Source organism: Acidovorax temperans, from assembly GCF_006716905.1.
GTDB classification, from domain to species: domain Bacteria; phylum Pseudomonadota; class Gammaproteobacteria; order Burkholderiales; family Burkholderiaceae_C; genus Acidovorax; species Acidovorax temperans.
Map to the genome: position 1 here is coordinate 1,619,972 of NZ_VFPV01000001.1, position 26,227 is coordinate 1,646,198.

23 protein-coding genes and 1 pseudogene are annotated in these 26,227 nt (G+C 66.6%); 15 read left to right on the forward strand and 9 right to left on the reverse strand.

Going from position 1 to position 26,227, the window contains the following annotated elements:
• Positions 1–2 precede the first annotated feature (2 nt).
• Positions 3–1,265: an MgtC/SapB family protein gene (locus BDD18_RS07780; protein WP_211360695.1), complete on the reverse strand. Its 1,263-nt coding sequence runs from the start codon at positions 1,263–1,265 to the stop codon at positions 3–5.
• 83 nt (positions 1,266–1,348) lie between these two features.
• Between BDD18_RS07780 and BDD18_RS07785 the strand changes: the two genes are divergently transcribed.
• The 3 genes and pseudogenes from BDD18_RS07785 (at position 1,349) to BDD18_RS22740 (ending at position 4,020) form a co-directional block, all read left to right on the forward strand.
• Complete coding sequence (locus BDD18_RS07785; RefSeq protein ID WP_142082300.1) at positions 1,349–2,848, forward strand: AMP nucleosidase; 1,500 nt, start codon at positions 1,349–1,351, stop codon at positions 2,846–2,848.
• A gap of 624 nt (positions 2,849–3,472) precedes the next feature.
• Positions 3,473–3,610: pseudogene (locus tag BDD18_RS22735) on the forward strand (GGDEF domain-containing protein); the annotation flags it as partial.
• Positions 3,611–3,681: 71 nt separating this feature from the next.
• The gene (locus tag BDD18_RS22740) at positions 3,682–4,020 is read left to right on the forward strand and encodes a GGDEF domain-containing protein (RefSeq protein WP_276490486.1); all 339 of its coding nucleotides are present in this window, start codon (positions 3,682–3,684) and stop codon (positions 4,018–4,020) included.
• A gap of 40 nt (positions 4,021–4,060) precedes the next feature.
• On the opposite strand, the gene BDD18_RS07795 is transcribed toward BDD18_RS22740, so the two are convergent.
• The 5 genes from BDD18_RS07795 to BDD18_RS07820 form a co-directional block, all read right to left on the reverse strand.
• Positions 4,061–5,278, reverse strand: a complete 1,218-nt coding sequence (locus BDD18_RS07795) for an acetate/propionate family kinase (RefSeq protein WP_142082303.1) — start codon at positions 5,276–5,278, stop codon at positions 4,061–4,063.
• A 12-nt stretch (positions 5,279–5,290) separates the two neighbouring features.
• Entirely contained in the window at positions 5,291–6,727 is a 1,437-nt protein-coding gene (locus tag BDD18_RS07800) for a bifunctional enoyl-CoA hydratase/phosphate acetyltransferase (protein WP_066695594.1), read from the reverse strand.
• A gap of 219 nt (positions 6,728–6,946) precedes the next feature.
• Positions 6,947–7,726 (reverse strand): enoyl-ACP reductase FabI, encoded by a 780-nt coding sequence (fabI, locus tag BDD18_RS07810; protein ID WP_066695595.1) that lies wholly within the window; start codon positions 7,724–7,726, stop codon positions 6,947–6,949.
• A gap of 67 nt (positions 7,727–7,793) precedes the next feature.
• A complete protein-coding gene (locus BDD18_RS07815) occupies positions 7,794–8,231 on the reverse strand; it encodes a hypothetical protein (protein ID WP_066695597.1) in 438 nt (145 codons plus the stop codon).
• Entirely contained in the window at positions 8,221–10,035 is a 1,815-nt protein-coding gene (locus BDD18_RS07820; protein WP_142082306.1) for a PHA/PHB synthase family protein, read from the reverse strand. Before BDD18_RS07820 ends, BDD18_RS07815 begins: the two co-directional genes overlap by 11 nt.
• Before the next feature lie 201 nt (positions 10,036–10,236).
• Between BDD18_RS07820 and BDD18_RS07825 the strand changes: the two genes are divergently transcribed.
• Positions 10,237–11,202, forward strand: coding sequence for an ATP-binding cassette domain-containing protein (locus BDD18_RS07825; protein ID WP_142082308.1), 966 nt, complete (start codon positions 10,237–10,239; stop codon positions 11,200–11,202).
• 110 nt (positions 11,203–11,312) lie between these two features.
• Here the strand turns inward: BDD18_RS07825 and purT are convergent, their stop codons facing one another.
• Positions 11,313–12,515 (reverse strand): formate-dependent phosphoribosylglycinamide formyltransferase, encoded by a 1,203-nt coding sequence (gene purT / locus BDD18_RS07830; RefSeq protein WP_142082310.1) that lies wholly within the window; start codon positions 12,513–12,515, stop codon positions 11,313–11,315.
• 155 nt (positions 12,516–12,670) lie between these two features.
• Between purT and BDD18_RS07835 the strand changes: the two genes are divergently transcribed.
• On the forward strand, positions 12,671–13,519 hold the full coding sequence (locus tag BDD18_RS07835) for an ABC transporter permease (RefSeq protein ID WP_142082312.1): 849 nt from the start codon (positions 12,671–12,673) through the stop codon (positions 13,517–13,519).
• A gap of 15 nt (positions 13,520–13,534) precedes the next feature.
• Here the strand turns inward: BDD18_RS07835 and BDD18_RS07840 are convergent, their stop codons facing one another.
• The gene (locus BDD18_RS07840) at positions 13,535–15,127 is read right to left on the reverse strand and encodes a GMC family oxidoreductase (protein WP_142082315.1); all 1,593 of its coding nucleotides are present in this window, start codon (positions 15,125–15,127) and stop codon (positions 13,535–13,537) included.
• Positions 15,128–15,282: 155 nt separating this feature from the next.
• On the opposite strand from BDD18_RS07840, the gene BDD18_RS07845 reads away from it, so the two are divergent.
• From BDD18_RS07845 to BDD18_RS07880, 8 genes are all read left to right on the forward strand, one after another.
• Positions 15,283–16,131, forward strand: coding sequence for a 3-hydroxybutyryl-CoA dehydrogenase (locus BDD18_RS07845; RefSeq protein ID WP_066698213.1), 849 nt, complete (start codon positions 15,283–15,285; stop codon positions 16,129–16,131).
• Positions 16,132–16,405: 274 nt separating this feature from the next.
• Positions 16,406–16,870 carry a MarR family winged helix-turn-helix transcriptional regulator gene (locus BDD18_RS07850; RefSeq protein WP_142082317.1) on the forward strand — a complete coding sequence of 155 codons (465 nt, stop codon included), beginning with the start codon at positions 16,406–16,408 and terminating at the stop codon, positions 16,868–16,870.
• Positions 16,871–16,950: 80 nt separating this feature from the next.
• Positions 16,951–17,367, forward strand: coding sequence for an organic hydroperoxide resistance protein (locus BDD18_RS07855; RefSeq protein WP_044395577.1), 417 nt, complete (start codon positions 16,951–16,953; stop codon positions 17,365–17,367).
• A gap of 140 nt (positions 17,368–17,507) precedes the next feature.
• Positions 17,508–18,284, forward strand: coding sequence for a metallophosphoesterase family protein (locus tag BDD18_RS07860; RefSeq protein ID WP_142082320.1), 777 nt, complete (start codon positions 17,508–17,510; stop codon positions 18,282–18,284).
• Positions 18,281–19,711, forward strand: coding sequence for a bifunctional serine/threonine-protein kinase/universal stress protein (locus BDD18_RS07865; RefSeq protein WP_142082323.1), 1,431 nt, complete (start codon positions 18,281–18,283; stop codon positions 19,709–19,711). The genes BDD18_RS07860 and BDD18_RS07865 overlap by 4 nt, the downstream gene beginning before the upstream one ends.
• A gap of 97 nt (positions 19,712–19,808) precedes the next feature.
• The gene (locus BDD18_RS07870) at positions 19,809–20,900 is read left to right on the forward strand and encodes a DUF2855 family protein (protein WP_142082325.1); all 1,092 of its coding nucleotides are present in this window, start codon (positions 19,809–19,811) and stop codon (positions 20,898–20,900) included.
• Between the two features lie 49 nt (positions 20,901–20,949).
• Complete coding sequence (locus BDD18_RS07875) at positions 20,950–22,005, forward strand: serine/threonine protein kinase (RefSeq protein ID WP_142082327.1); 1,056 nt, start codon at positions 20,950–20,952, stop codon at positions 22,003–22,005.
• A gap of 254 nt (positions 22,006–22,259) precedes the next feature.
• Positions 22,260–23,042 carry a response regulator transcription factor gene (locus tag BDD18_RS07880; protein ID WP_142082329.1) on the forward strand — a complete coding sequence of 261 codons (783 nt, stop codon included), beginning with the start codon at positions 22,260–22,262 and terminating at the stop codon, positions 23,040–23,042.
• Here BDD18_RS07880 and BDD18_RS22810 read toward each other — a convergent pair.
• A complete protein-coding gene (locus tag BDD18_RS22810) occupies positions 22,964–23,419 on the reverse strand; it encodes an exosortase H-associated membrane protein (protein ID WP_338071795.1) in 456 nt (151 codons plus the stop codon). The genes BDD18_RS07880 and BDD18_RS22810 overlap by 79 nt on opposite strands.
• Between BDD18_RS22810 and BDD18_RS07885 the strand changes: the two genes are divergently transcribed.
• Together BDD18_RS07885 and BDD18_RS07890 are read left to right on the forward strand one after the other, a co-directional pair.
• Positions 23,328–23,720 (forward strand): hypothetical protein, encoded by a 393-nt coding sequence (locus BDD18_RS07885; RefSeq protein WP_142082331.1) that lies wholly within the window; start codon positions 23,328–23,330, stop codon positions 23,718–23,720. The two genes, BDD18_RS22810 and BDD18_RS07885, sit on opposite strands and share 92 nt — an antisense overlap.
• Positions 23,713–26,220: a hybrid sensor histidine kinase/response regulator gene (locus BDD18_RS07890; protein WP_142082334.1), complete on the forward strand. Its 2,508-nt coding sequence runs from the start codon at positions 23,713–23,715 to the stop codon at positions 26,218–26,220. Before BDD18_RS07885 ends, BDD18_RS07890 begins: the two co-directional genes overlap by 8 nt.
• Positions 26,221–26,227 lie beyond the last annotated feature (7 nt).

Genomic DNA, 26,227 nt, shown 5'->3' on the forward strand with positions numbered 1-26,227 from the left:
TTTCAGACCAGTACCAGCACCCCCACGAACGCCAGTGTGTGCGCCAGCACCCCCGGCGCCACCGCCAGCGCGTAAGCGCCGCCGCCGCTCACCCAGGCCACCACGCTTTTGCTCACTGCGTGCACCAGCAGCGCCGCCATCAGGGCGCGTTCCACGCCCACGGCCTCGGGCTCGGTGGGCAGGGCGTGCATCAGCACCGCCGCAGCGGCAGCGTGCACATCGGCCAGCGCGGCCAAAAGAGCGCCTGCCATCATCCCGGCGTTGCCCTGGGTGCGCTCCAGCCATGCCACGCCCACCTGGATGCCTGTGAGCAGCAGGGTGATCAACACCACGTCGCGCAGTTTGAACATGGGTGCATCGGCCTGCAGCGGCGCTTTGGCGGTGGACTGGTCGGCCGCACCCCACAGCAGCCACAAGCCCCAAATGGCGGCCACCCCGGCCCCAGCCAGCGCAGGCAGCGCCAGGTACGGCAGCCAATGCGGCTGAACCGTGGCCGCCACCACCAGCACATGCAGGGCCGTGGCCACACACGACAACACAGCCCCTGCGGCCTGCGTACGGGCGGGCGCCTTGCCGGCGCGCACATCCATGCCCAGGCTGGCAATCGTGGCCGTGCTGGAAACGAAGCCCGAAGCCAGGGCCGACAGCACGACGGCCTGGCGCGCCTGCATCAGCCGCCGCGCCACATGCGCCAGCGACTGGATCACCAGCAGCACGATCACCAGGCGGAACACCACCTGCGGGTTCAGCAAACCCTGCACCATGGGCTGGTTGGGCACCAGCGGGAACACCAGCAGCACCAGTGCCGCCAGCACCAGGCCGCTGCGCACCTCGCCTGGCTGCAGCCAGTGGTTTGAAAATTCGTGCAGCGGCGCCCGCAGCGCCAGCAGGCCCGTCACCATCACGGCCAGGGCGGCGGCCAGCAGGCGGTCACTGGCGCACAGCACGCCAATCAGGTAGGCCAGCAGCAGGGCGATTTCAGTGGCAACGCCGGGGTTTTCCGAACGGTCGCGGGCATAGGCCACTACGCCCAGCGCGGCCACAAACGCGGCACCGGCCCCCAGCAGGGCCACCGAGCCCGACAGCGCCGCTGCCGCCCCCGACAGGCTGGCCAGCGCGAACGAGCGCACCCCTGCCAAGGCACGGTGCGGCCCGCTGCCTTTGCGGCGTTCGCGCTCAATGCCCATCAGCAACCCACAGCCCAAAGCACTGGCCAGCACGGCCAGCGCGGCATAAAAACCCTGCAAACCCTGCAAATCCTGCATGCCCGCTCCTGCACCCTGCGGGTGCCTTCCGCCATTCTGGCAGCTTGTTACGGCCTGTCAGAAAGCTTGTGGACAATAGCGCCATGGCCCCCACATCCTCTGCTTTCATCGCCCCCACCCGCCACACCACGGCCGAATCGGCCCTGGCCCAGGTGCACCACATCTACAACCACCAGATCGGGCTGCTGCGCGACCACATGCAGCGCTTTGTGGCGGGCGAAACCCTGCCCAGCCGCGTGCGCGCGTGCTACCCCTATGTGCGCATCCAGACGGACACCGTGGCCCGCGCCAAGCCCCACCCCGACGTAGCCCTGCTGGCTTATGGCTTTGTGGCCGGGCCCGGCCGGTTCGAGACCACGCTGACGCGCCCCGACCTGTACCACGCGTACTACCTGGAGCAATTCCAGCTGCTGCTGCACAACCATGGCGTGGAGCTGGAAGTGGGCACCAGCCACCAGCCCATCCCGGTGCACTTCTCGTTCAGCGAAAACGACCATGTGGAAGGCCAGATGAGCCAAGAGCGCCGCACGCTGATGCGCGACGTGTTCGACCTGCCCGACCTGGCCGCCATGGACGACGGCATTGCCAACGGCACCTGGGAGCCCAAGCCCGGCGAAGCGCAGCCCCTGTCGCTGTTCACCGCGCCCCGCGTGGACTATTCGCTGCACCGCCTGCGCCACTACACCGGCACCTCGCCACGCGCGTTCCAGAACTTTGTGCTGTTCACCAACTACCAGTTCTACATCGACGAATTCGTGCGCCTGGGCCATGAAGAGATGGCCAAGCCTGACAGCGAATACATCGCCTTCATCGAACCCGGCAACGTGGTCACCCGCCGCGTGGGCCTAGCCGCCGAGCCCGGCGACGAGCTGGGAGCCCCGCCCCCGCGCCTGCCGCAAATGCCCGCCTACCACCTGGTGCGCGCCGACCACAGCGGCATCACCATGGTCAACATCGGCGTGGGCCCGGCCAACGCCAAGAACATCACCGACCACATCGCCGTGCTGCGCCCGCACGCCTGGATCATGCTGGGCCACTGCGCGGGCCTGCGCAACAGCCAGCAGCTGGGCGACTACGTTCTGGCCCACGGCTATGTGCGCGAAGACCATGTGCTGGACGAAGAACTGCCCCTGTGGGTGCCCATCCCCGCGCTGGCCGAGATTCAGCTCGCCCTCGAATCCGCCGTGGCAGGCGTGACTGGCGTGAGCGGTGCCGACCTCAAGCGCATCATGCGCACCGGCACCGTGGCCAGCACCGACAACCGCAACTGGGAATTGCTGCCCGACAACCAGCCCCAGCGCCGCTTCAGCCAAAGCCGCGCCGTGGCGCTGGACATGGAAAGCGCCACCATCGCCGCCAACGGTTTCCGCTTCCGGGTGCCCTACGGCACGCTGCTGTGCGTGAGCGACAAGCCGCTGCACGGCGAGATCAAGCTGCCCGGCATGGCCAACCACTTCTACCGCGAGCGCGTGGACCAGCATCTGCGCATCGGCATGCGCGCCATCGAGATCCTGCGCAGCGGCGGCGTGCAGCGCCTGCACAGCCGCAAACTGCGCAGCTTTGCCGAGGTGGCTTTCCAATAATCCAGAGCCATGCAGCTGGATTTTCTGACCCTGCTGGCCACCACGGCCATCAGCCTGTTCATGATCTCGGCATCGCTGCCGCTCATCATGGGTCGGAACATCAGCGCATCCGCCCGCTACGTGCAGGCCAGCCTGCTGTTGCAGGCCCTGGCCTGGGCGGCCATCATCGCATCCACCTACGTTCCTGCCACACTGGCCGACCGCATCCTGTCCACGGTCTCCATCGGCTGCGGGTCGGCGGCGCAGTGGATGAACTACCGTGCGCTCGCCGGATGGCTGGGCCCCCGGCCCTGGCCGCGCCTGCTGCTGGTGCTCGTGGTGGCCACGCCGCTGGGCTATTTTTTGAGCTTCGGCAGCTATGCCATCCGCGTGGGCTGGGCCAACACCCTGCTGGCTGCGGTCACGCTATTGGTGGCACGCGCCACGCTGCAACCCCAGCGGCCCGCAGAGACGGGCTGGCGCAGATTGATTTTCGTCAGCATGCTGACCATGGCGGGCCTGACTCTGGCACGTGGCATCGTGGGTGCCTTCACCGACCAGTACCCCAGCTTTCGCACACCCCATCCGGTCAACCTGGCCTTTGCATTGGGCGCCTGCGTGACGGTGGTGCTCAACACCATCGCCATGCTGGTGGCCTGGCGCGACGAAGCCGAGATCAAGCTGCGCGAACTCGCCGTGACCGACGCACTGACCAGCCTGCCCAACCGGCGTGGCTTCGAGAAGCGCGCCCAGGCCATGCTGGCGCACGCCCGGCGCCATGACCTGCCGCTCACCGCCCTCATGCTCGATCTGGACCATTTCAAGCAGGTGAACGACACCCATGGCCACATGAGGTGGGCGACCGCGCTCTGCAACTGTTCAGCCGCCTGCTCAAGGAAACGCGCCGCGACGGCGACCTGGCCGCGCGCCTGGGCGGCGAGGAGTTCTGCCTACTGCTGCACAGCGACGCATCGGCCGGCGCGCCGCTCGACCAGCGGCTGCGCCAGCGCCTGCGGCAGGCGGCCCCTGCCGAACTGGGCCTGGAGATCGATTTCAGCGCTGGCTTGGCCGTGCTGCGGCCTGATGACACCAGCATTCAGCCACTGCTGGCACGGGCCGACAGGGCACTCTACGAGGCCAAGACCGACGGGCGCGGCCGCCTGCACAGTGCGACCCAAGATGCTATGAATTAAATAGCTATCAGCGCTTGACCAGCAATCGACATAGCCACTTTTATCGATTGTTTTCCATCGCACCGGCATCGTCAGCCGGGTGCAGCAGGCGGGCCGCCTCGCGTGCGGCCACGCGGCCCTCGTCGGTCGGAACGACCCAGACCTCCACGGCACTGCCCTCGGCATGGATCGCATGGGCCGCGTCACCCGGCACACCGGCATTGCGCGCTGCGTCCATGCGCACCCCCATCCAGCCGAGCTGGTCGCACACCTGGGTGCGCAGGGCAGCATCGTTCTCGCCGATGCCGCCGCTGAAGGCCAGCACATCCAGCCCGCCCATGCTGGCCGCCATGGCGCCCGACTCGCGCACCACGCGGTAGATGAACTGGTCGATGGCGCGCTGCGCCGCCGCGCTGCCGTCGGCACGCAGGCGGCGCATGTCGGCCGAGATGCCCGAGACGCCGAGCAGGCCGCTCTGCTTGTAGAGCAGCTTCTGGATGCGGTCATGGTCCCAGCCCTGCTCCATCAGGTAGAGCAGCACACCCGCGTCGAGCGTGCCGCTGCGCGTGCCCATCATCAGACCGTCAAGCGCCGAAAAACCCATGGTGGTGGCCACGCTGCGCCCGGCCCGGGCCGCGCACAGGCTGGCGCCGTTGCCCAGGTGGGCCATGAGCACGCGTCCCTGCGCGCGCGGCGAGCGCTCCTGCAGCGTGTCCATGATGTAGTGGTACGACAGGCCATGGAAGCCATAGCGCCGAACACCCTGTTCGGTCAGAGCGGTCGGCAGGGCAAAAGCGCTGGCCACCTCGGACAGGCCGGCGTGGAAAGCCGTGTCGAAACAGGCCACCTGCGGCAGCGCCGGAAAGGCCTGGCGGAACGAACGGATACCCGCCAGGTTGTGCGGCTGGTGCAGCGGCGCCAGGGAGTTGAGGCGCGCCAGGCGTTCGAGCACCGCATCGGTGACAAGCACGCTATCGCGAAAATCCTCGCCGCCATGCACCACGCGGTGCGCCACGGCCGTGATGGGGGGCGCGCCCTCCAGGCCTGCCAGCAGTTCGCGCAGGCGGGCCAGGGCCTGCACAAAAGGCGTCTCGCCCGGGCCGCTCACCGCCTCGCGGCGCGGCTGGCCGGCAAAGGTCCAGGCCATCTCGGGCTGGCCACCGGGCTCCAGGCCTTCGATGTTGCCGCTGAGCACATTCGGCTGCACCTGCCCGAGCCGCAGCGGGTGCAGGGAGAACTTGAGCGAGGACGAGCCCGCGTTGACGGCAAGAATGGCCATGACCGCCACCTCTCAGGCGTTGGACTGCGCCGCTGCCTGCAGCTGGCGCTGGCGGCGCGCGTCGTAGGCCGCCAGCGTGGCCAGCAGGGCCGACGAAACGCGGGTCGTGGGGCCGTCGGCGCGGCTGGTGAGCGCGATCGGCACGCGCGCGCCGAGCACGATGCCCGAGCCCGAGGCCCCCGCCAGGTATTCCAGCTGTTTGGCGAGCATGTTGCCGCTCTCCAGGTCGGGCACGGCCAGGATGTCGGCGTCACCCGCCACGCGCGACTCGATGTGCTTGATCTCGGCGGCCTGGGCCGAGATGGCGTTGTCGAAGGCCAGCGGGCCATCAAGCAACCCCCCCTTGATCTGGCCCCGGTCGGCCATCTTGCACAGGGCGGCGGCGTCCAGCGTGGACGGGATGTTGGGGCTCACGGTCTCCACCGCCGAGAGAATGGCCACCTTCGGGGTCTCCACGCCGAGGATGCGCGCGAAGTCGATCGCGTTCTGGATGATGTCCTGCTTCTCCGCCAGGCTGGGGCGGATGTTCAGCGCGGCATCGGTGATGAGCAAGGGCTTGGGGTAGAGCGGCACGTCAAAGCGGAACACATGCGACATGCGCCGCCCTGTGCGCAGCGCGGGCTGGGCCAGCACGGCCTTGATCATCTCGTCGGTGTGCAGGCTGCCTTTCATCAGCACCTCGACCTCGCGGCGCGCCGCCATGGCGGCCGCCAGCTCCGCCGCCGCGTGGCTGTGTTCGACCGAGTGGATCTCCACCCCGTCGAGGTTGATGCCTGCTTCAGAGGCCACCGCACGGATGCGCGCCTCGGGGCCGATAAGCACCGGAATGATCAGGCCGTAGTGCGCGGAATCCATGGCGCCGCTGAGCGAGCCCACGTCGCACGGGTGCACCACGGCGCAGCGCACGGCGGGCATGCCGTCGGCCAGCGACAGCAGCTCCTTGAACCGCGCCTCGGGGTCGAACAGCTGGATCTGCGGCGCATTGACCTTGGGGATCCGCACCTTGGTGGTGGGTGGCAGCACGCGGGCCGTGCCGTGCAGCACGCTCTGGCCCTTCTGGTTGAGCACCGCGCAGTCGAGTTCGATGCGCTTCTTTTCATCGTCCTTGCTCGTCACGGTCACCGTCACGGTAAGCGTGTCGCCAATGCGCACCGGCTTGGTGAAGTGCAGCACCTGCTCCAGGTAGATGGTTCCCGGGCCGGGGAACTGGGTGCCCAGCAGCGCCGAAATCAGCGCGCCACCCCACATGCCATGGGCAATGACGCCGTGGAACAGCGTGTCGTTGGCGTATTCGTGGTTCAGGTGGGCCGGGTTGGTGTCCCCCGAGACAGCAGCGAAAGCCTGGATATCGGCCTGCGTCAGGGTGCGCAGCAGGCGCGCGCTCTGGCCCACGGAGAGTTCGTCGTAGGTGACGTTTTCCAGCCATTCGGTGTTCGGTGCCATGTTCATGTTGCGGAAATCCTTAAAAAAACAGAGCGGATGCATGCAGATGAGAATTCAACCAGATGACCCGGCGTTGAAAACGGGGGCGACCCAGGCCAGCAGCCACCGCGCAAGGGCCGCCAGTATTCCGCTGTGAGGGCGCTGGTGGCGTCCCCCTGCCCGCCTCGCACAGCGAGGCGAGAGCGGGGGGAAGGCGCGAAGCGACGCAGGGGGGTGTACTGCATCCTAGGCCACTGCGTGACAGCCGCCATCCACATAAATAGTCTGGCCGGTCATGCCGGAAGACGCATCGCAGCACAGGAAGGCGCTGAGCTGGGCGATTTCCTCCAGCGTGACCAGGCGCTTGAGCGGCGCCTTGAGCATGGCATTGGCCATCAGTTCGTCGAAACTGGCAATGCCCGAGGCCGCCCGTGTCAGTATGGGGCCGGGCGAGACAGCGTGTACGCGGATGCCCTGGGGCCCCAGTTCCAGCGCCATGTAGCGCACCATGGATTCGAGCGCAGCCTTCACCGGCCCCATCAAGCCATAGTGCGGCACGGCTTCTTCGGCGCCCAGGTAGGTCATGCTCAGCAGGCTGCCGCCCGCCGACATGTGCGGCACGCACAGCTTGGCCAGTTCGGCAAAGGAGTGGCATGACACCTCCATGGCGCGCGAGAAGCCCTTGCGCGAACTGTCGATCACCTGGCCGTGCAGGTCTTCCAGCGGCGCCCATGCGATCGAATGGATCACGAAATCCAGCCGTCCCAGGCGCTGCACCGCATGCGCCACCAGCGCTTCGAGCTCGCCGTCCTGCTCGACGTTGCAGCCCACCAGGTCCACGCCCAGCGGCCCGGTCAGCGGCTCGACGAAGCGGCGCGCCTTTTCGTTGAGGCAGGACACCACCAGCTCGGCGCCCATCTGATGGGCCAGCTCGGTGCAGCCCCAGGCAATGCTGTTTTCGTTGGCCAGTCCCAGGATCAGGCCCTTTTTGCCCGCCAGGTTGAATGCGTTGGGTTTTTTCGTCATGCGTTGGAAATTCCGGAAAACAAGAAAAAGCGCGGGGCCGCAGACACACCGGGCCCATGCGCGGGGATCAGTTCTGATCGAACAGGCGCTTGAGGTTGGCGCCGTCCGCGCCAGGCTTGAAGCCTTCGCGCACGAGCTGCTCTTGCGCAGACACCAGGATGTGGCGCGTGGCATCCACACCCACGCGGTCCACATAGCTGCGGGCCACGCCGTAGCGCAGCACCAGCAGGCCACGCAACTCTTCACGCAGGTGGGCCTTGCGACGGTCCGGGCTCATGCCGTTTCGGGTTGCGGTGCGCCGGTCGGGCGTGACCCGGCGGTCGGGCTGCGGTACGCGCCCGGCATCGATGTGCAACACCCGCTCCAGCTCGGCCTCGTTTTCCAGGTCCACGCCCAGGCTGGTGGCCAGACGGGCGATGCGTGCGCTCAGCTCGCGCACCAAGGCGATCATGCGGCGCAGCTGGTCGGCCACCGGACCATCGACTTCCGGGCCGTCAGTCGGCATAGCGCACCATGACGTATTCACCAGGGGCATCGCACAACACATGCGCCGGGTCCATGGCAGGCGGCGCCACGGGCTTGCCCGAACGCTCCTTGAGCCAGGCGTCCATGGCTTCCCACCAGGAGCCTTCACGCACCGGGGCGCTGGCTTCCCATTCGTCGGGGCCCGTCCAGCCATTGCCGTCTTCGGTGGCGGCGATCTGGTAGCTGCGGCGCGGGCGGCCAGGCTCTGAGACGATGCCGGCGTTGTGTCCGCCCGCCGCCAGAATGAAGGTGACATGCGTGTCGGTCTGCAGGTGGATTTTGTAAACCGAGCGCCAGGGCGAGACATGGTCACGCGTGGTGCCCACCACCAGCATCGGCGCATGGATGTCCATCAGCGCCACGCCCACGCCGCCCACGCGGTACTGCCCCGTGGCCAGGGCGTTGTTGAGGAACAGCGACGACAGGTATTCGGAGTGCATGCGCGCAGGCAGGCGCGTGACGTCGGCATTCCAGCTCATGAGGTCAAAGTCCACCTCGTCCTGGCCCAGCAGGTAGCGGCGCGTGCTGCGTGACCACACCAGATCGCGCGCATTGAGAAACTGGAACGAGCCGGCCATGGCCTTGCCCGAGAAATAACCCTTGCGCTCCATGTCCTGGCGCAGCGCCTGGATCTGGTCGTCGTCGATGAAGACGCCCATCTCACCGGGCTCGCTGAAATCGGTTTGCGCCGCCAGCAGCGTGACCGAGGCCAGCTCGGGCATGTGGGGCGGAAAGGCAACATGCTCTCGCGCCGGGCCCTTGCCCTGATCTGCGCGGCTTTCGTGCCCCAGGGCAGCCGCCACCATGGCCAGGAAGGTGCCACCCAGGCAGTAGCCCAGCGCGTGGATGCGCGGCGCTTGCGTGCGCTCTTTAACGGCCGCCATGGCCTCCATCACGCCCAGGCGCAGGTAGTCCTGCATGCCCAGGTCTCGGTCGGATGCGTCGGGGTTGCGCCAGGAAACGATGAACACCGTATAGCCCTGGCCCACCAGATAGCGCACCATGGAATTGGCGGGCGACAGGTCCAGGATGTAGTACTTCATGATGCACGAGGGCACGATGAGCAACGGCTCCGGGTAAACCTTGTCGGTGGTGGGCGCGTACTGGATCAGCTCGATCAGGTGGTTGCGGAACACCACCTTGCCCGGCGTGACGGCCACGTCCTTGCCCACCTCGAAGGTGAGAGGCTCCAGCGTTTGCGGGTCGGCATCGGACCGGGCGCCGTGGTGCTTTTTCAGATCTTCGGTGAAGTGCTGGAACCCGCTCAGCAGGCTCTGCCCGCCGGTCTCGCGCGCCCGTTGCTGCGCCTCGGCATTCGTGAACGGCCAGTTCGAGGGCGACAGCGCATCGAGCGCCTGCCGGGTGAAGAAGTCCACCACATGCTGATGGTGGCGCGTCATGCCATCGACCTGGGCCGCCTCACGCCACCAGGCATCGCTGGCCTTGAAGCCCTCCTTCAGGGCATTGAAGGGCCAGTGCTGCCAGCTTTCGTCGCGAAAGCGTGCATCTTTCTCGGACGGGGTGGCACCTTCATCATCGGTCGCCGGTCGCGCCGACGCCAGCCAGGCCTGCTGCGCCAACGCCAGGGCACGCTGCCCCAGCACCATCTGCCGCCCGGGCGAGAGCGCCAGGTGCATGGCCCAGTCGGCCGCTGCCAGCGCCGTGGACACGGGCGAGAGCCCCATGTTGACGCGTGCCATCTGGGCCTGAACGGTTTCGTCCAGCGCCTTGGCGGTCTGGCGCTGCCGCTCGTACGGTGAACCCGGGGAAGCTTGCTTATCCATGCGTGCCCTTTCGCACTTTTGTTACCAACTCATAGTATGCCAGGATTGACAGAAGCATCCATTCAATTAATTAGTAAGGCAATTTAATAGACTTTGATGCCCGTCAATGCACCCCGCCCTCCCATCCGAATGCTATTGAATTTATAGCTTTTGGCGCTTTCATCCAGGGCTCCAATTGCCAATTTCATCCACAATTGCTTCATGGACACCCCCACCACACATCCTTCCCTGGTCGCTTCCCTGTTCGAGGTCCGTCACCTGAGCAAGCGCTATGGCGAGGCCGCCGTGGTCAACGACGTGTCGTTCTCCATGGCACCCGGAGAATGCCTGGGCGTCATCGGCCCCAACGGCGCGGGCAAGACAACCACCATCCGCATGTGCCTGGGCCTCACGGCACCCGACGGCGGCAGCATCCATTACCAGCCCGCTGGCGGCGGCCCTCTGCTGCAGATGCCGCGCGACGCCCTGGCCATCAAGGCCGAGATCGGCGTGGTGACGCAGTTCGACTCGCTCGACCCCGACTTCACCTGCCTGGAAAACCTGCGCGTGTTCGGTCGCTATTTCGGACTGGCGCCACGCGTCATGGACGAACGGGCGCCTCAGTTGCTGGAATTTGCCGCACTTACGCACAAGGCCCATGCCAAGCCCGGTGAACTGTCGGGCGGGATGAAGCGGCGCCTGTCGCTGGCCCGCGCCCTCGTCAACCGCCCGCGCCTGCTGCTGCTGGACGAGCCCACCACCGGCCTGGACCCGCAGGCCCGCCACCTGATGTGGGAGCGGCTGCAACTGCTGCTGCAGCAAGGCACTTCCATCTTGCTGACCACCCACTTCATGGACGAGGCCGAGCGCCTGTGCTCGCGCCTGCTGGTGCTGGACCACGGCAAGAAAATCGCCGAAGGCAAGCCGCGCGAGCTGATCGCCCAGCACCTGGAAAGCGATGTGGTCGAAGTCTTCGGCGTGGGCGCCGTGGCGCTGGCCGAGGACACCCACCTGCGGGCCCTGGCCGCGCGCGTGGAGATCAGCGGCGAGACGGTGTTCTTCTACACGCAGAACGCCCAGCCCCTGTTGCAGGCGCTGGGCCAGCATGGCCACCTGCGGACGCTGCACCGCCCTGCCAACCTGGAAGACTTGTTCCTGAAGCTGACGGGACGGCAGATTCGGGAGTGAGGCGCCAGCGTGGCGTCAGGTGTCCGCGCATCCACCCAAGCCATCAAAAATGATAGCTGCCAGCGCTTACTGAATAAGCGCTGGCGGCCCATTTCACTTAAAAACCAGCATCAAGCCTTGCGCGGCTTGACCTTGCCAGCCGCCAGCTTGGCGTTGCTGCGCGCCGTCTCCACATCGGCCGCACGCGCCAGGGCCACGCCCATGCGGCGCTTGGCAAAGCTCTCGGGTTTGCCGAACAGGCGCAGGTCGGTGCCGGGCACGCGCAGGGCTTCGTCCACGCCGTCAAACACAATGCCCTGGGCTTCCATGCCGCCATAGATCACCGCGCTGGCGCCGGGGTTGCGCAGGCTGGTGTCCACGGGCAGGCCCAGGATGGCGCGGGCGTGCAGCTCGAACTCGCTCTGGTGCTGGGTGCACAGCGTGACCAGGCCGGTGTCGTGCGGGCGGGGGCTGACTTCGCTGAACCAGACCTGATCGCCCTTGACGAACAGCTCGACACCAAACAGACCCTGGCCACCGAGGTTGTCGGTGACGGCCTTGGCGATCTGGCGTGATTTCTCCAGCGCAGCGGGGTGCATGGGGTGGGGCTGCCAGCTTTCCACATAGTCGCCGCTCACCTGCACATGGCCGATGGGGTCGCAGAAGCTGGTGGTGATCTGGCCGTCGGCGCCCACCGACCGCACGGTGAGCTGGGTGATCTCGTAGTCAAAGTCGATGAAGCCTTCGACGATGACGCGGCCGTGGCTCACGCGGCCACCGGCCATGGCGTAGTCCCAGGCTTTTTTCACGTCCTCGGGGCCGTCGATTTTGCTCTGGCCCTTGCCCGAGCTGCTCATCACGGGCTTGACGATGCAGGGGTAGCCAATGCCTGAATCAATCGCAGCCTGCAACTCCTCCAGCGAATTACAGAACTTGTAGGGGCTGGTGGGCAGGCCCAGCGTTTCGGCGGCCAGCACGCGGATGCCCTCGCGGTCCATGGTGAGGCGCGCGGCGCGGGCCGTGGGGATGACGCGCACCACACCAGCAGCCTCCAGCTCTTCCAGCATGGGGGTGGCAATGGCTTCGATCTCGGGCACCACCATGTGCGGGCGCTCGGCTTCGATCAGCGCCTTGAGCTGGGCCGGGTCGCTCATGGTGATGGTGCGTGCGTGGTGGGCCACTTGCTGGCCGGGGGCGTTGTCGTAGCGGTCTACCGCAATGGTTTCCACGCCCAGGCGCTGCAGCGCGATCAGCACCTCCTTGCCCAGCTCCCCCGAGCCGAGCAGCATGACTTTGGTGGCGTGGGGAGACAGGGGGGTTCCGAGGGTGGTCATGGGCAGGGCCTTCAAACGGTGGATGTGAAAAAGCGATCAGGGCGTCGCTGAACGGGGTCGGCCAGGATTTTGCCTGCTGCGCAAAGCCTGAGAACCTGCTGCGCCTCTCGCAGCAGCGCATCCACAGTCTTTGCCACACCCCGCACAATAGCCCCATGAGTACCACGCCCAGCGCCTTGCGCCCCCGCCCGCCCGCACCGGCTTCGGTCTGGCGCCCGCCTGCGTTGTCGGCCCGCTGGTGGCAGGTGTTTTTGCGCAACCTGCTGGTGTGGCGCAAGCTGGCCATTCCCAGCCTGGTGGGCAACATTGCCGAGCCGCTGATGTGGCTGGTGGCCTTTGGCTACGGCATGGGCGCGCTGGTGGGGCAGGTGAGCGTGGGCGGCGCGGGCGGGGATGCCAAGGTGCCCTACATCCTGTTTTTGGCCAGCGGCTCGATCTGCATGAGCGCGATGAACGCGGCCAGCTTTGAGGCGCTGTACTCCGCCTTCTCGCGCATGCATGTGCAAAAGACCTGGGACGGCATCATGAACGCGCCCGTCACGCTCGACGATGTGGTGCTGGCCGAGATGCTGTGGGCCGCGTTCAAGGCGCTGTTCACCGTCACGGCCATTCTGGGGGTGATGCTGGCCCTGGGCATCAGCCACAGCCCCAAGTTGCTGGTAGCTTGGCCGGTGCTGCTGGGCGTGGGCATCATGTTTTCCAGCATTGCCCTCATCTTCAATGCACTGGCCAAGGGGTACGACTTTTTCACGTACTACTTCACGCTGGTGCTCACGCCCATGATGTTCTTGTCGGGCGTGTTTTTCCCACGCGAGCAATTGCCACCGCTGGTGCGCGCCATTTCAGACTGGCTGCCGCTGACCAATGCGGTGGAGCTGGTGCGCCCCCTGTTCATGGACCAGTGGCCCCAGCAGCCGCTGCGCCACGGCCTGGTGCTGGTGGCCACCACCGTGGTGGCCTTCTGGCTGGCGCTGGCGCTGACGCGGCGGCGCTTTCGCGGCTGAAGCAGCCCAAGAACCTCAGGCGGCGCTGGCGCGCAGCAAATCCACTGCTTTCTCGGCCACCATCACCGTGGGGGCGTTGGTGTTGCCGCTGGTGATGCGGGGCATGACGGAGGCGTCCACCACCCGCAGCCCCTGCACACCATGCACGCGCAGCTGCGCATCCACCACGTCCATGGGCCCGGGGCCCATGCGGCAGCTGCCCACGGGGTGGTAGATGGAGTCGGCATGGTTGCGGATGAACTGGGCGATCTCGGCATCCGTCTGCGCACTTGCAGACACGGGCAGCTCCTTGCCGCCCAGGTCAGCCAGGGCCGGTTGCGACAGGATGTCGCGCATGCGGCGCACCCCGCGCACCATGCGCTGCAGGTCGTCCTCATCGGCCAGGAAGTTCGGGTCTACCAGCGGCAGGGCCATCGGGTCCGCACTGGCCAGGGCCACCCGCCCCCGGCTGCGCGGCTGCAGCAGGCACACATGCGATGAATAGCCGTGGCCCAACGCGGTTTTGCGGCCATGGTCCACCAGCTTGCCGATGACGAAGTGCAGTTGCAAATCCGGCGCAGACTCGGCCGCGCTGCTGCGGATGAAACCACCCGCCTCTGCGTAGTTGGTGGTGAGCATGCCGGTGCGGGCGCGGCGCCAGTCCATCACACCGCGCGCAATGCGCACCGCCGCCTCGGCCGACACGCCGAACAGGTCCTTGAGGTGTGGCGCGTCATACAGCAGCACCACGTCGGGGTGGTCGTGCAGGTGCTCGCCCACGCCAGGCAAATCGTGCACCACCGCAATGCCGTGCCGCTGCAACTGCGCGCCGGGGCCAATGCCTGAGAGCATCAGCAGCTGGGGCGACAGTAGCGCCCCGGCGCTGAGCAGCACTTCGCGCGCGGCCCGCACTTCCTTCAGCTGCCCACCCTGGCGGTATTGCACGCCCACCGCACGGCGGCCCTCCATCAGCACCCGCGTGGCCTGCGCGCCGGTGATGACCTGCAGGTTAGGCCGGCCCAGGTGCGGCGTGAGGTAGCCCTTGGCGGTGCTGTGGCGTTCCCCATTCTTGTGGGTGACCTGGTACAGGCCCACGCCTTCCTGGTCTGGCCCGTTGAAGTCCAGGTTGTGCGGGTAGCCCGCCTGCACCCCGGCGTGCACAAAGCTCTGGCTCACGCGGCGCGGCGAGCGCAGGTCGGCCACGTTGAAGGGCCCGCCCTGCCCGTGCAGGGGGCCGCGGATGCTTTCGTTGTGTTCGGCACGCACAAAGTAGGGCAGCACATCGGCCCAGCCCCAGCCGGGGTTGCCCTGGGCGGCCCAGTGGTCGTAGTCGGCCGGTTGGCCACGCACGTAAATCATGGCGTTGACCGAGCTGCTGCCGCCCAGCACTTTGCCCCGGGGCTGGTAGCCGCGCCGGCCGTTGAGCCCCGGTTGCGGTACCGTGCTCTGGCGCCAGCTGTTGAGCTCCAGCCGCGCCATGGCGGCCAGCCCTGCGGGGCAGTGGATCAGCACGCTGCGGTCGGCCGGTCCGGCTTCCAGCAGGGACACCCGCACGGCGGGGTCCTCCGTCAAACGCCCTGCCAGCACGGCCCCGGCCGAGCCCCCGCCCACCACGATGTAGTCGAACATGTTTGTGTCTTCCACCGGCCAAGCACAGTGGCCACCTGCAAGATAACCGAACGGCCGTGCTTTTTACTCAGGAACTTTCCCGGGGTTCCAACGGCCCGCACCGCCGCGTCCCTTACCATGCAGGCGTCTGTTTCACTTGGAAGAAAGCTCTTTTTATGACGATTCAAACGGTTGGCATCATCGGCGCGGGCACCATGGGCAATGGCATTGCACAGGCCTGTGCGGTGTCGGGCATCAACGTGGTGATGGTGGATATTTCGGACGCGGCCGTACAAAAGGGCCTGGCCACGGTGGCGGGCAGCCTGGACCGCCTGATCAAGAAGGAAAAGATCAGCGAAGCCGACAAGGCTGCGGCCCTGGCGCGCATCAAGACATCGACCAGCTACGACGACCTGAAGGCCGCGCAACTGGTCATTGAGGCTGCCACCGAGAACTACGAGCTCAAGCTCAAGATCTTGAAGCAGGTGGATGCCATCGTGGCGCCTGAGGTGATCGTGGCTTCGAACACCTCGTCCATCTCCATCACCAAGCTGGCCGCCGCCACCAGCCGCGCCGACCGCTTCATCGGCATGCACTTCTTCAACCCCGTGCCCATGATGGCGCTGGTGGAAATCATTCGCGGCCTGCAGACCAGCGACGCGACCCACGACGCCGTGAAGGCCCTGGCCGAAGCCCTGGGCAAGAGCCCCATCACCGTGAAGAACGCGCCGGGCTTTGTGGTCAACCGCATTCTGGTGCCCATGATCAACGAAGCCTTCTTCGTGCTGGCCGAGGGCCTGGCCACGCCCGAGGACATCGACGCCGGCATGAAGCTGGGCTGCAACCAGCCGATTGGCCCGCTGGCGCTGGCCGACATGATTGGCCTGGACGTGTGCCTGGCCGTGATGGATGTGTACCTGACCGAGTTTGGCGACAGCAAGTACCGCCCCTGCCCGCTGCTCAAGGAAATGGTGGCCGCCGGCCGCCTGGGCCGCAAGACGGGCCAGGGCGTTTACACGTACTGAGCGGCGCCCTCGCGCCCCTTTCTCCACGCGCAGCGCCACCCGTGTTGCGCCCCTTGGCGGCCTGCGGGTCGCCATTTTTTTGGGCGCGGCACCGATGCAGCCCTTGGAATATTTAGACGAAAACAGCCTCTAGCGCTTTCACAGCAAGCGCTACCAGCTACGTTTTTCATAGCATTTAGAACTCCCTTCGGAAGCGGCGGCAATCCCATGCCCGCAGCGCAGGCATTCACCAATTAAATTGCACGCAATTTGATTGAACACAATAATTCAACCCATGCCCCGCACGCCCACCTCCGAAAACAGCCCCAGCCCCGCCGCCTTGCGGCTGGACAACCAGGTCTGCTTTGCGCTGTATTCCGCATCGCTGGCCATGACCAAGCTGTACAAGCCCCTGCTGGACGACATCGGGCTGACCTACCCGCAGTACCTGGTCATGCTGGTGCTGTGGGAGCAGGACGGCATCACCGTCTCGGAACTGGGCGAGCGCCTGTATCTGGACTCGGGCACGCTCACCCCGCTGCTCAAGCGGCTGGAAGCCAGCGGCCACATCCGCCGCACCCGCGATGCGCAGGACGAGCGCCGGGTGCGCATCGCCCTCACGCCCCAAGGGCTGGGCCTGCGCGACCAGGCCGAGCGCATTCCGCACTGCGTGCTGGAAAGCAGCCAGTGCACCCTGCCCGAGCTGGTGGCGCTGACCAGCCAGCTCAAAACCCTGCGCGAGCGGCTCAGCCAGCGCTGAGCCGCCTGCCTACGTTGCTCCTGCATCACTGATTCTCACCACCGTCCCGCGCTGCGGGCATCACCTCAAAGGAAGACACCATGGCCAAGCTCGACCAAGTTCTCTACACCGCCAACGCCCACACCACTGGCGGCCGCGACGGCGCATCGCGCACCGATGACGGCCGTCTGGACGTGAAGCTCTCGCCCCCCGGCACCGCAGGCACCGGCACCAACCCCGAGCAACTGTTTGCTGCGGGCTACTCCGCCTGCTTCATCGGCGCCATGAAGGCCGTGGCCGGCATGCAAAAGATCAGCCTGCCTGCTGACCTCTCGATCGACGCCAGCGTGGACCTGGGCAAGGTCGGCCAGGGCTACGGCATCGCCGCCCGCCTGGCCGTGAGCCTGCCCGGCATGGACCGCGCCGCCGCCCAGGCCCTGGTAGACGCAGCCCACCAGGTCTGCCCCTACTCCAACGCCACCCGCGGCAACATCGACGTGACCATCACGCTGGTGTAACGCCCCGGGCCCTGCCCACCCCACACCGCCGGTGCCCCCGCCCAGGGAGCACCGGCGGTGTGCTTTTTGGGGTGCCCCGGAGAAAACCGTAGACGGCGCCCCTTCGCCCTGGGGCATGATGCAGCCATGGGGAGAACACCATGAAACTGGCCCTTTTGTCAGACATCCACTCCAACCGCCAGGCGCTGGACGCCTGCCTGCAGCACGCCCGCGCGCATGGCGCCGATCACTTTGCCCTGCTGGGCGACCTGGTGGGCTATGGCGCCGACCCGGCCTACGTGGTGCAGCAGGCCATGGACTTGGTCGCTGCCGGTTACACGGTGATTGGCGGCAACCACGACGCCTTTGCCGTGCAGCCCCCCGCAGGAACCGACAAGGGCGCCCACAGCATGGCCGCACAGGGCGCGCTGTGGACGCACGAACAACTCAGCCCCGAGCAGCGCAGCTTTTTGGCCCATTTGCCCCTCACCGCCCAGGTGGGCGGGGTGCTGCTGGTGCACGCCAGCGCCGAAGCGCCCGAAAACTGGCGCTATGTAGACAACGAAATCGTGGCCGCCGAATGCCTGGAAGCCGCCACGAAGCACCCGGGCGTGAAGCATGTCTTTTGCGGCCATGTGCACCAGCAAACGCTGTACTACCGGGGCACCGGGCGGGGGCTGATGCGCTTCACCCCCACGGCCGGGGTGCCGGTGCCGGTGCCGGTGCCGCCCCACCGGCAGTGGGTGGGCACGGTGGGCTCGGTGGGCCAGCCGCGCGACGGCGACCCGCGCGCCATGTACGCGCTGCTGGACACCGACCACTGGCACCTGCGCTTTGAGCGGGTGCCCTATGCCGTGGCCGATGCAGCCGCCGCCATCCTCGCCACGGGCGGCGCCTTGCCCGCAAGCTTTGCCCACCGCCTGGAGGTAGGCCGATGAAACTGCTGGAGCCCGGCGCCGTGGTGGACGGCTTTGTGGTGCGCGACTGCATCCACGCAGGGGGCATGGCCCATATCTACCGGGTGGAATACGCCAGCGGCGCACCCGACCCCGGTTTTCCCATGGCCATGAAGATCCCGCGCATGACCGCGGGCGACGGGGCCGAGAACATCGTGGGCTTTGAGGTGGAGCTGCAAATACTGCCCGCACTCACCGGGCCACACGTGCCGCGCTTTGTGGCCGCTGGCGACCTGCACCGGCTGCCCTACATCACCATGGAATACCTGCAGGGCCACACCCTGCAGCACTGGCTGGACGCAAGCGAGCGGCCTGACGAAGAACTCATCGCCCGCCTAGGCACTGCCCTGGCCCACGCGGTGCACAGCCTGCACCAGCAAAACGCCTGCCACCTCGACCTCAAGCCCGGCAACGTACTCTTCACGCACGAGAACCATGCCGTGCTGCTGGACTTTGGCCTGTCGTGGCACGCGCACTTCCCCGACCTGCTGGCCGAAGAGCAGCGCAAGGCCGTGGGCTCGCCCGCGTGGATGGCGCCCGAGCAAGTGGTGGGCGTGCGCGGCGACCCGCGCAGCGACATCTTCGCCATTGGCGTGATGCTGTACGAGCTGGCCACGGGCGAGCTGCCGTTTGGCGCCCCCACCACCACGGGCGGTCTGCGCCAGCGCCTGTGGATGGCGCCGGCCCCGCCGCGCAAGCACCGGCCCGACCTGGCCCCGTGGCTGCAGGAAATCATCCTGCGCTGCCTGGAGCCCGAAGCCGCGCGCCGCTACCCCTCGGCCGCCCACCTGGCCCTGGACCTGGCCAACCCCACCCAGGTGCGCATCACCGAGCGAGGGCACCGCACCCAGGGCACGCCGTTTCGCACTCACTTCAAGCGCTGGCTGCGGGCGGCGGGCATGCATTACCAGCCCAGCCCGCTGCCCTCACGGCAGATTGAAGAGACCCCCATCGTCATGGTGGCTGTGCCGCACAGCGATGTGACGGACGCCACGCTGTACTCGCTGCGCGAAGCGGTGGCGCGCTCGCTGGGCATCCGGCCGGGGGCGCGGCTGGCCTGCGTCACGGTGCTGTCGCCGTCGGCCAGCAGCACCAGCGACAGCGCCCGCAGCGAAACCGCCCTGCACCGCCAGCACCACGCCCGCCTGCGCCAGTGGGCCCAGCCGCTGGACCTGACCGAGCACCCGGTGAGCTACCACGTGCTCGAATCCAGCGACGTGGCCCACGCCCTGGTGCGCTACGCAGAGGGCAACCACGTCAACATGATGATCCTGGGCGCGGCCACCCACGGGCTGCAGACCCAGCGCTTCATTGCCACCGTGCCCATGCGCGTGGCACGTGACGCGCCCTGCACCGTCATCCTGGTCAAGCAGTCGCTGCCGTTTGCGCGCCTGGCGGGTGCCAGCTGAGCACCGGTTCCGAGAACGGGGCTGGCCGCGCTGCGGCCTGTCGCCAACGCGGCGCCCGGCACTTGAGCCGGTGCCGCCTTTGCCTTAGCGTGCGGGCATGAGCACCACCACCCTTCTCGTGCGCCAGAACCAGCTGGCCGACACCGCTGTGCGCACCACGACTGATTCAGCGCTACAAGACGGCGAGATCCGCGTCCAGGTGGACCGGTTCGCCCTCACCAGCAACAACATCACCTACGCGGCCATGGGCGAGATGCTGCAGTACTGGCAGTTCTTCCCCTCAGGCGAAGCGGGCTGGGGGATCATTCCGGTGTGGGGCTTTGGCACAGTGCAAGAGTCGCGGCACCCGGACATACCGGTGGGCGAACACCTGTATGGCTACTGGCCCATGGCCACCCATGCCGTGCTGGCCCCACACCGCGTGAGCACCACTGGTTTCAGCGATGGCGCACCGCACCGCGCGGGGCTGCATGCGGTCTACAACCACTACCTGCGCACGAACACCGACCCGTTCTACCAGCCCTTCAATGAAGACATCCAGGCCCTGCTGCGGCCGCTGTTCATCACTTCGTGGCTCATTGATGACTTTCTGGCCGACCAGCAGTTCTTTGGCGCCAGCACCGTGCTGCTGTCCAGCGCATCCAGCAAGACGGCCTACGGCACGGCATTTGAGCTGGCCAAGCGCCCAGGCATCCAGGTGGTGGGGCTCACCTCGGCCACCAACCGCGCGTTTTGCGAAAGCCTGGGTTGCTACCACCGGGTGCTGGCCTACGAAGAACTGGAGCAGCTGCCCGCTCAACCGGCCAGCGTGTACGTGGACTTTGCCGGCAGCGTGGCGCTGCGCGAGCGCATCCACCGGCATTTGACAGGGCTGGCCTACAGCTGCGCGGTGGGTGCCAGCCATGTGCAAGACCTGGGCGGCGCAGGCAACCTGCCCGGCCCCCGCCCCACCATGTTCTTTGCCCCGGCACAGGTCCAAAAACGCAACGCTGACTGGGGCGCCCAGGGCCTGAACGACCGGCTGGTGCAGGCCTGGCAACAGTTCAGCACCGCAGTACAGGCACCGCCACAGCCCTGGCTGGTGGTGCAGCACCACCAAGGCAGTGCCGCGACGCAGGCGGTGTACCTGCAAGTGCTGGGCGGCCAGGGCAGCCCACGCATTGGGCATATGGCCAGTCTGCTGGCGTAATCACCCGATTGAGCGCCTGCTCCAGGCAGGCAGCGACGACAATCTCTGCATGCACGCCCACAACGACACTGCGACGAACACCACCGCCAACGCCCAGCACCCTTTTGCCGCCCTGACGCCCGATGTGGTGCTGGACGCGCTGGCCAGCGTGGGGCTGTACGGTGACGGGCGACTGATGGCGCTGTCGTCGTACGAAAACCGGGTGTACCAGGTCACGCTGGAAGACGGCCAGCGCGTGGTGGCCAAGTTTTACCGCCCAGAGCGCTGGAGCCAGGCCCAGATTCTGGAAGAACACGCCTTTGCCGCCGAACTGACCGCCGCCGAGGTGCCCGCCGTAGGCCCCCTGGTGCTGGGCGGCACCACGCTGCACACGCATGGCGGTTTTGCCTTCTCGGTCAGCCCCTGGCGCGGCGGGCGCGGGCCGGAGCTGGACGACTTTGAGGTGCTGGAGTGGATTGGCCGCTTTCTGGCACGCATCCACACCGTGGGGGCTGCTCAGCCGTTTGCGCACCGCCCGTCGCTCAACGTGCAGACCTTCGGTACTGACTCGCGCGACTGGCTGCTGGCCCACGAGATCATTCCGCTGGACATGCAATCGGCCTGGCAAGGCGCCTGCGAGAACGCTCTTAAATTGATAGCTGGTAGCGCTTTATCCACGGGCGATGGAGGCCAATTTAGCTTAAACCAGGCGCGCCAGATCCGCCTGCACGGCGACTGCCACCCCGGCAACATCCTCTGGACGCCTACCGACCAGCCCGGCGGCGGACCCCATTTTGTGGACCTGGACGACGCCCGCATGGGCCCCGCCGTGCAAGACCTGTGGATGCTGCTGTCGGGCGACCGCAGCCAGCGCACCCAGCAGCTCAGCGCGCTGCTGGAGGGCTACGAGCAATTTCGCAGCTTTGACCGCCGCGAGCTGGCGCTCATCGAGCCCCTGCGCACGCTGCGCCTCATCCACTACAGCGCATGGCTCGCGCAGCGCTGGAGCGACCCGATCTTCCCGATCAATTTCCCCTGGTTTGGCAGCAGCGACTACTGGCGCGGCCAGGTGGACATGCTGCACGAGCAAATCGAAGCCATGGGCGAAGAGCCGCTTTACGCCTGAATACACCCGAAAGAGGGGGATGGAGCTGCGGATGTGGCCTCAAAATATTTGCCATATATGGCAAATATGATTGTTAACTTTTAACAAAACACTTACAATAGCGCACAACTGATACTTCGGTGGTGCAATTGTTGGCTTCCTGTTTCAACGAGTGCAAACGATTGTCAGAAATTCGACCAGGCGTCGGTTCTGAGGCAACATCAGAAGGTTTTCTTTGACCCCTCCAAAGTGCGCCCCAGCGCTGTGACCACCCCATGCGAATAGCCGCCCTCGACGACGATCCGATCCTGCTGGAGCTGATCAAAGCCACCACCGAGCAACATGGCCACGTCTGCCACACCTACCTGACCGGCACCCAGCTGCTGCAGGACATCCGGCACGAGACCTTCGATTTGCTCATCGTGGACTGGCACCTGCCCGACATGGAAGGCCCCGAGGTGGTCTCCGCCGTGCGCCAGACGACAGGGCGGCACCTGCCCATCCTGTTCGTCACCCGCCGCCGCGAAGAGCAGGACGTGATCGAAGCCCTGTCCTGCGGCGCCGATGATTTCATGACCAAGCCCCTGCGCATGGGTGAACTGGTGGCCCGCACCACCGCGTTGCTGCGCCGCGCGTACCCCCAGGCCATGAGCGACAACCTGGTGTTTGGTCCCTACCGGTTCGACCCCGAAAAGCGTTCGCTGTGGCTGCGCGACCAGCCCGTGGAGCTCAAGAACCGCGAATACGAACTGGCCCTGTTCATGTTCCGCAACGCAGGTCGCCTGCTCTCGCGCGCCCACCTGCGTGAAGTGGTGTGGGGCGAAACCAGCGAAGTGCCCTCACGCTCGCTGGACACCCATATGTCACGCCTGCGCACCAAGCTGGAACTCACCCCCGCCAACGGTTACGTGGTGGGCGCCATCTACGGCATGGGCTACCGCCTGGACGCCGTGGACGCCAACGCGACACCGCCCGCAGGTCAGGACGGATCGGCAGCCGATGGCGAGGCCGGCGCCGAGGGCTTCCAGGCAGGCACCACCACCTTGGCCACGAACTGACGGTCCAGCCACAGCCACACCAGAATGGGCGCCAGCGTGGGCACCACCAAAGAGCCCACCTGGTAGCCGTACATCACAGAAAACCGAAACTGTGACCTCGTAAGTGAGCTTGCCATGTGGCAGGGCTCACCGCCGCTGCGGGTATCGTAAGCTGCACGAGTGTGAACGAAGGCAGCCACCTTTGGCCAGTTCGCGTGAACGCACACAGCCATGCTGTGCGTGCCTTGGACTGGAGACTGCACACGCAACTGTCTGGCCAGACTCCGCTTCGAACCGCTTTCACCCATGCCCCGCGAATCGCTCTTCTCCAACCTCTCCCTGGCGGGCAAGATCACCTTGCTGTTGGGGCTGATGGGCGTGGTGTCGATGGCCATCATCGGCTACGCCATGGTGCACATGCGCCAGATGGACGAGCAGTACCGCACGCTGATCTCCTTGGAGTCCGAGTTGGCGCAGAGCTTTGGCCGCACGGGCGTGCTGCTGGGCGAATCCCAGCGGATAGTGCATGCCGCGCACAGCGCGTCCCAGGGCGCCGCCGCCCCCTTGGCGGCCGAAGCCTCGCAGCGGCTGCGCACCCTGCAGCGCGAGTTCGAGACGGAGCTCAACGACATTGCCAAGGACATCCCGCATCAGGGCCGCGAATTGATGGGTGTGCGCGCGCTCGCAGAAGGTGTTTGATGCAGGCGATCAGGTGCTGGGCGCAGCCACCAAAGGAGACAAGTCAGGGGCCACCGCCGCGCTGTACCACGCGTTTGAGCCTGCCCTGCTGGAGCTGAAGCAAGACCTGGATGCCTTTCGCAACCGCTCACACGGCGAATTTTCAGCGTTCATGAACGAGCAAAATCTGGCGACGGAAAAAACCCTGTGGCGCATTGCAGCAGCTGTGGCGGCGGCGCTGGCGGGGGTTCTGGTGCTGTCGGCCTATGTGGCGCTGACGCAGATTTCACGCCCTGTGAGCCAGCTGGCGCGCATCATGCAGCGGCTCACAGAGCACCAATACGACGATGTGATTCCGGCCACAGACCGGCGCGACGAGGTGGGCACCATGGCCCGTGCGTTGCAGGTCTTCAAGAACACGATGGAGGGCGCGGACCAGCTCACGGCGCAAGTGCAGCGCAGCGAAGAGGCGCGCAGGCTTTCGGAACAATTGATGGACCTGACCAGCGCAATTCCTGGCGTGGTGTTTCAACTCCATCTGCAGGCCAACGGCAAATGCCGGTTTCTGTTCGTGAGCGACAAGGCCGGTGCGATGCCTGGGCTGCGGGTGCTGGCGCTGCTGCGCAGCGGCGGGCCGGTGGGCGAGGCCTATGCCGTGCCTCGGCCAGTGCGCCAGCGCATCCAGACCGCGTTCATGGAACGGCTGCGCAACCCTGAGCCGCTGGACTTTGACACCGAGGTGCAGCACGAGGGCGCATCGCGCTGGCTGCAAACCTCTGCCACCGCGCGGCGGCTGGCGGATGGCAGCGTGCTGTTTCACGGCGTGTGGATGGACGTGACCGAGCAAAAGAGCCAGACACACGCCATGGCCACTGCCAAAGAGGCGGCAGAACGGGCTGCGCAGGAACGCGCCCGTTTCATCGCCGTGATGAGCCATGAAATCCGCACGCCGCTCAACGCCGTTCTGGGCATGGCACAGCTGACGTTGAAGGACGAGCTGCCCGCGCAGCAGCGCGAGCGCGTGGAGCAGATCCGACGGGCCAGCCGCCACCTGCTGGGCATCCTCACCGACGTCCTGGATTTTTCGAAGATCGACGGCGGCCACCTGCAGCTGGAGCACAAGCCGTTTTCGCTGTCGTCGATCATGGGCACCCTGGCCGATCTGCTCAGCCCCCAGGCGCTGGCCAACTCGCTGCAGCTGCGCATGGAGGTCGACGATAACGTGCCCGAGCATTGCGTGGGCGATGCCCAACGGCTCTCGCAGATTCTCATCAACTACGTGCACAACGCCATCAAGTTCACCCACCAGGGCGAGGTGGTGGTGCGCCTGCGCGTGGTCGAGCAAGACGGGTACCACCTGCTGCTGCGCAGCGAAGTGCAAGACACCGGCATTGGCATGACGGCGCAGCAGATGGAAGGCTTGTTCGAACCCTTCCGCCAGGCTGACAGCTCCATCACCCGCCGCTTTGGCGGCACCGGCCTGGGGCTGGTGATTGCCCGCCAGCTGGCGCAGGCCATGGGCGGAGAGACGGGCGTGCACAGCGAACCGGGCCGTGGCAGCACCTTCTGGTTCACGGCGCGCCTGCAACGCGCCCCCGCCAAAGACTGGGCGCACGAGGGACTGGAACAACCCCTGAGCCCCCCAGCCTTGGGCGTGGGCCAGACCGCAGGGCTGCGTGTGCTGGTGGTGGACGACAACGAGGTGAACCTGCAGGTCGCCCAGGGGCTGCTGGAAGCCGGTGGCCTCCAGGTGGACCGGGCACGCAACGGTGCCGAAGCCGTGGACCAGCTGACCCGCGCAGCCGACCACACCTACGCCGCTGTGCTGATGGACATGCAGATGCCCGTCATGGATGGCCTGAGCGCCACGCGTGCCCTGCGCGCCCTGCCCCGTTTTGAAGCGCTGCCCATCATCGCCATGACGGCCAACGCCGCCCCGGCCGACATGGAGCGAACCCGCGTTTGTGGCATGAACGACCACATTGCCAAGCCGCTGCTGGAGGCGCCGCTGTGGCAGACGCTGTCGCGCTGGCTGGCACGTTCGGCGAGCGCATTACCGGTCCATCACGCTGCGGGCACCGTACCGCCCCCACCAGCCCCGGAACCCAGCCCGACCAGCCCGACCAGCGCAGAAGCCGCTGCAGCGCGGGCACCAGTATTCGACGTGGCGCTGCTGCAGGATTTGCAGGAGTCCATCACCACGGCACGGCTGCTGCCGCTGATTGCACAATTTGTTCAGGACTGCGAACGGCGCGTCGCACGCATCACCGAAGCCGCCCAGGCCCGCCAATGGGAAGCCCTGCGCCGCCAAGCGCATGACCTGGGTGGCACGGCAGGCAGCTTCGGCTTGTCCACCCTGGGCGAGCTGACCCGCCCGCTGGAAGCCGCCGCCAAGACCCAGGATGCGGCAGCCACCGACCGTTGCATTGCCGAGTTGCAGCAACTGGCCCAGCAAGGGCTGGAGCAATTGCGCGCCCACGCACAGGCTTTGGAAAACCCGGCCTCCCACCAGGGCGGGTAGCCCAGCA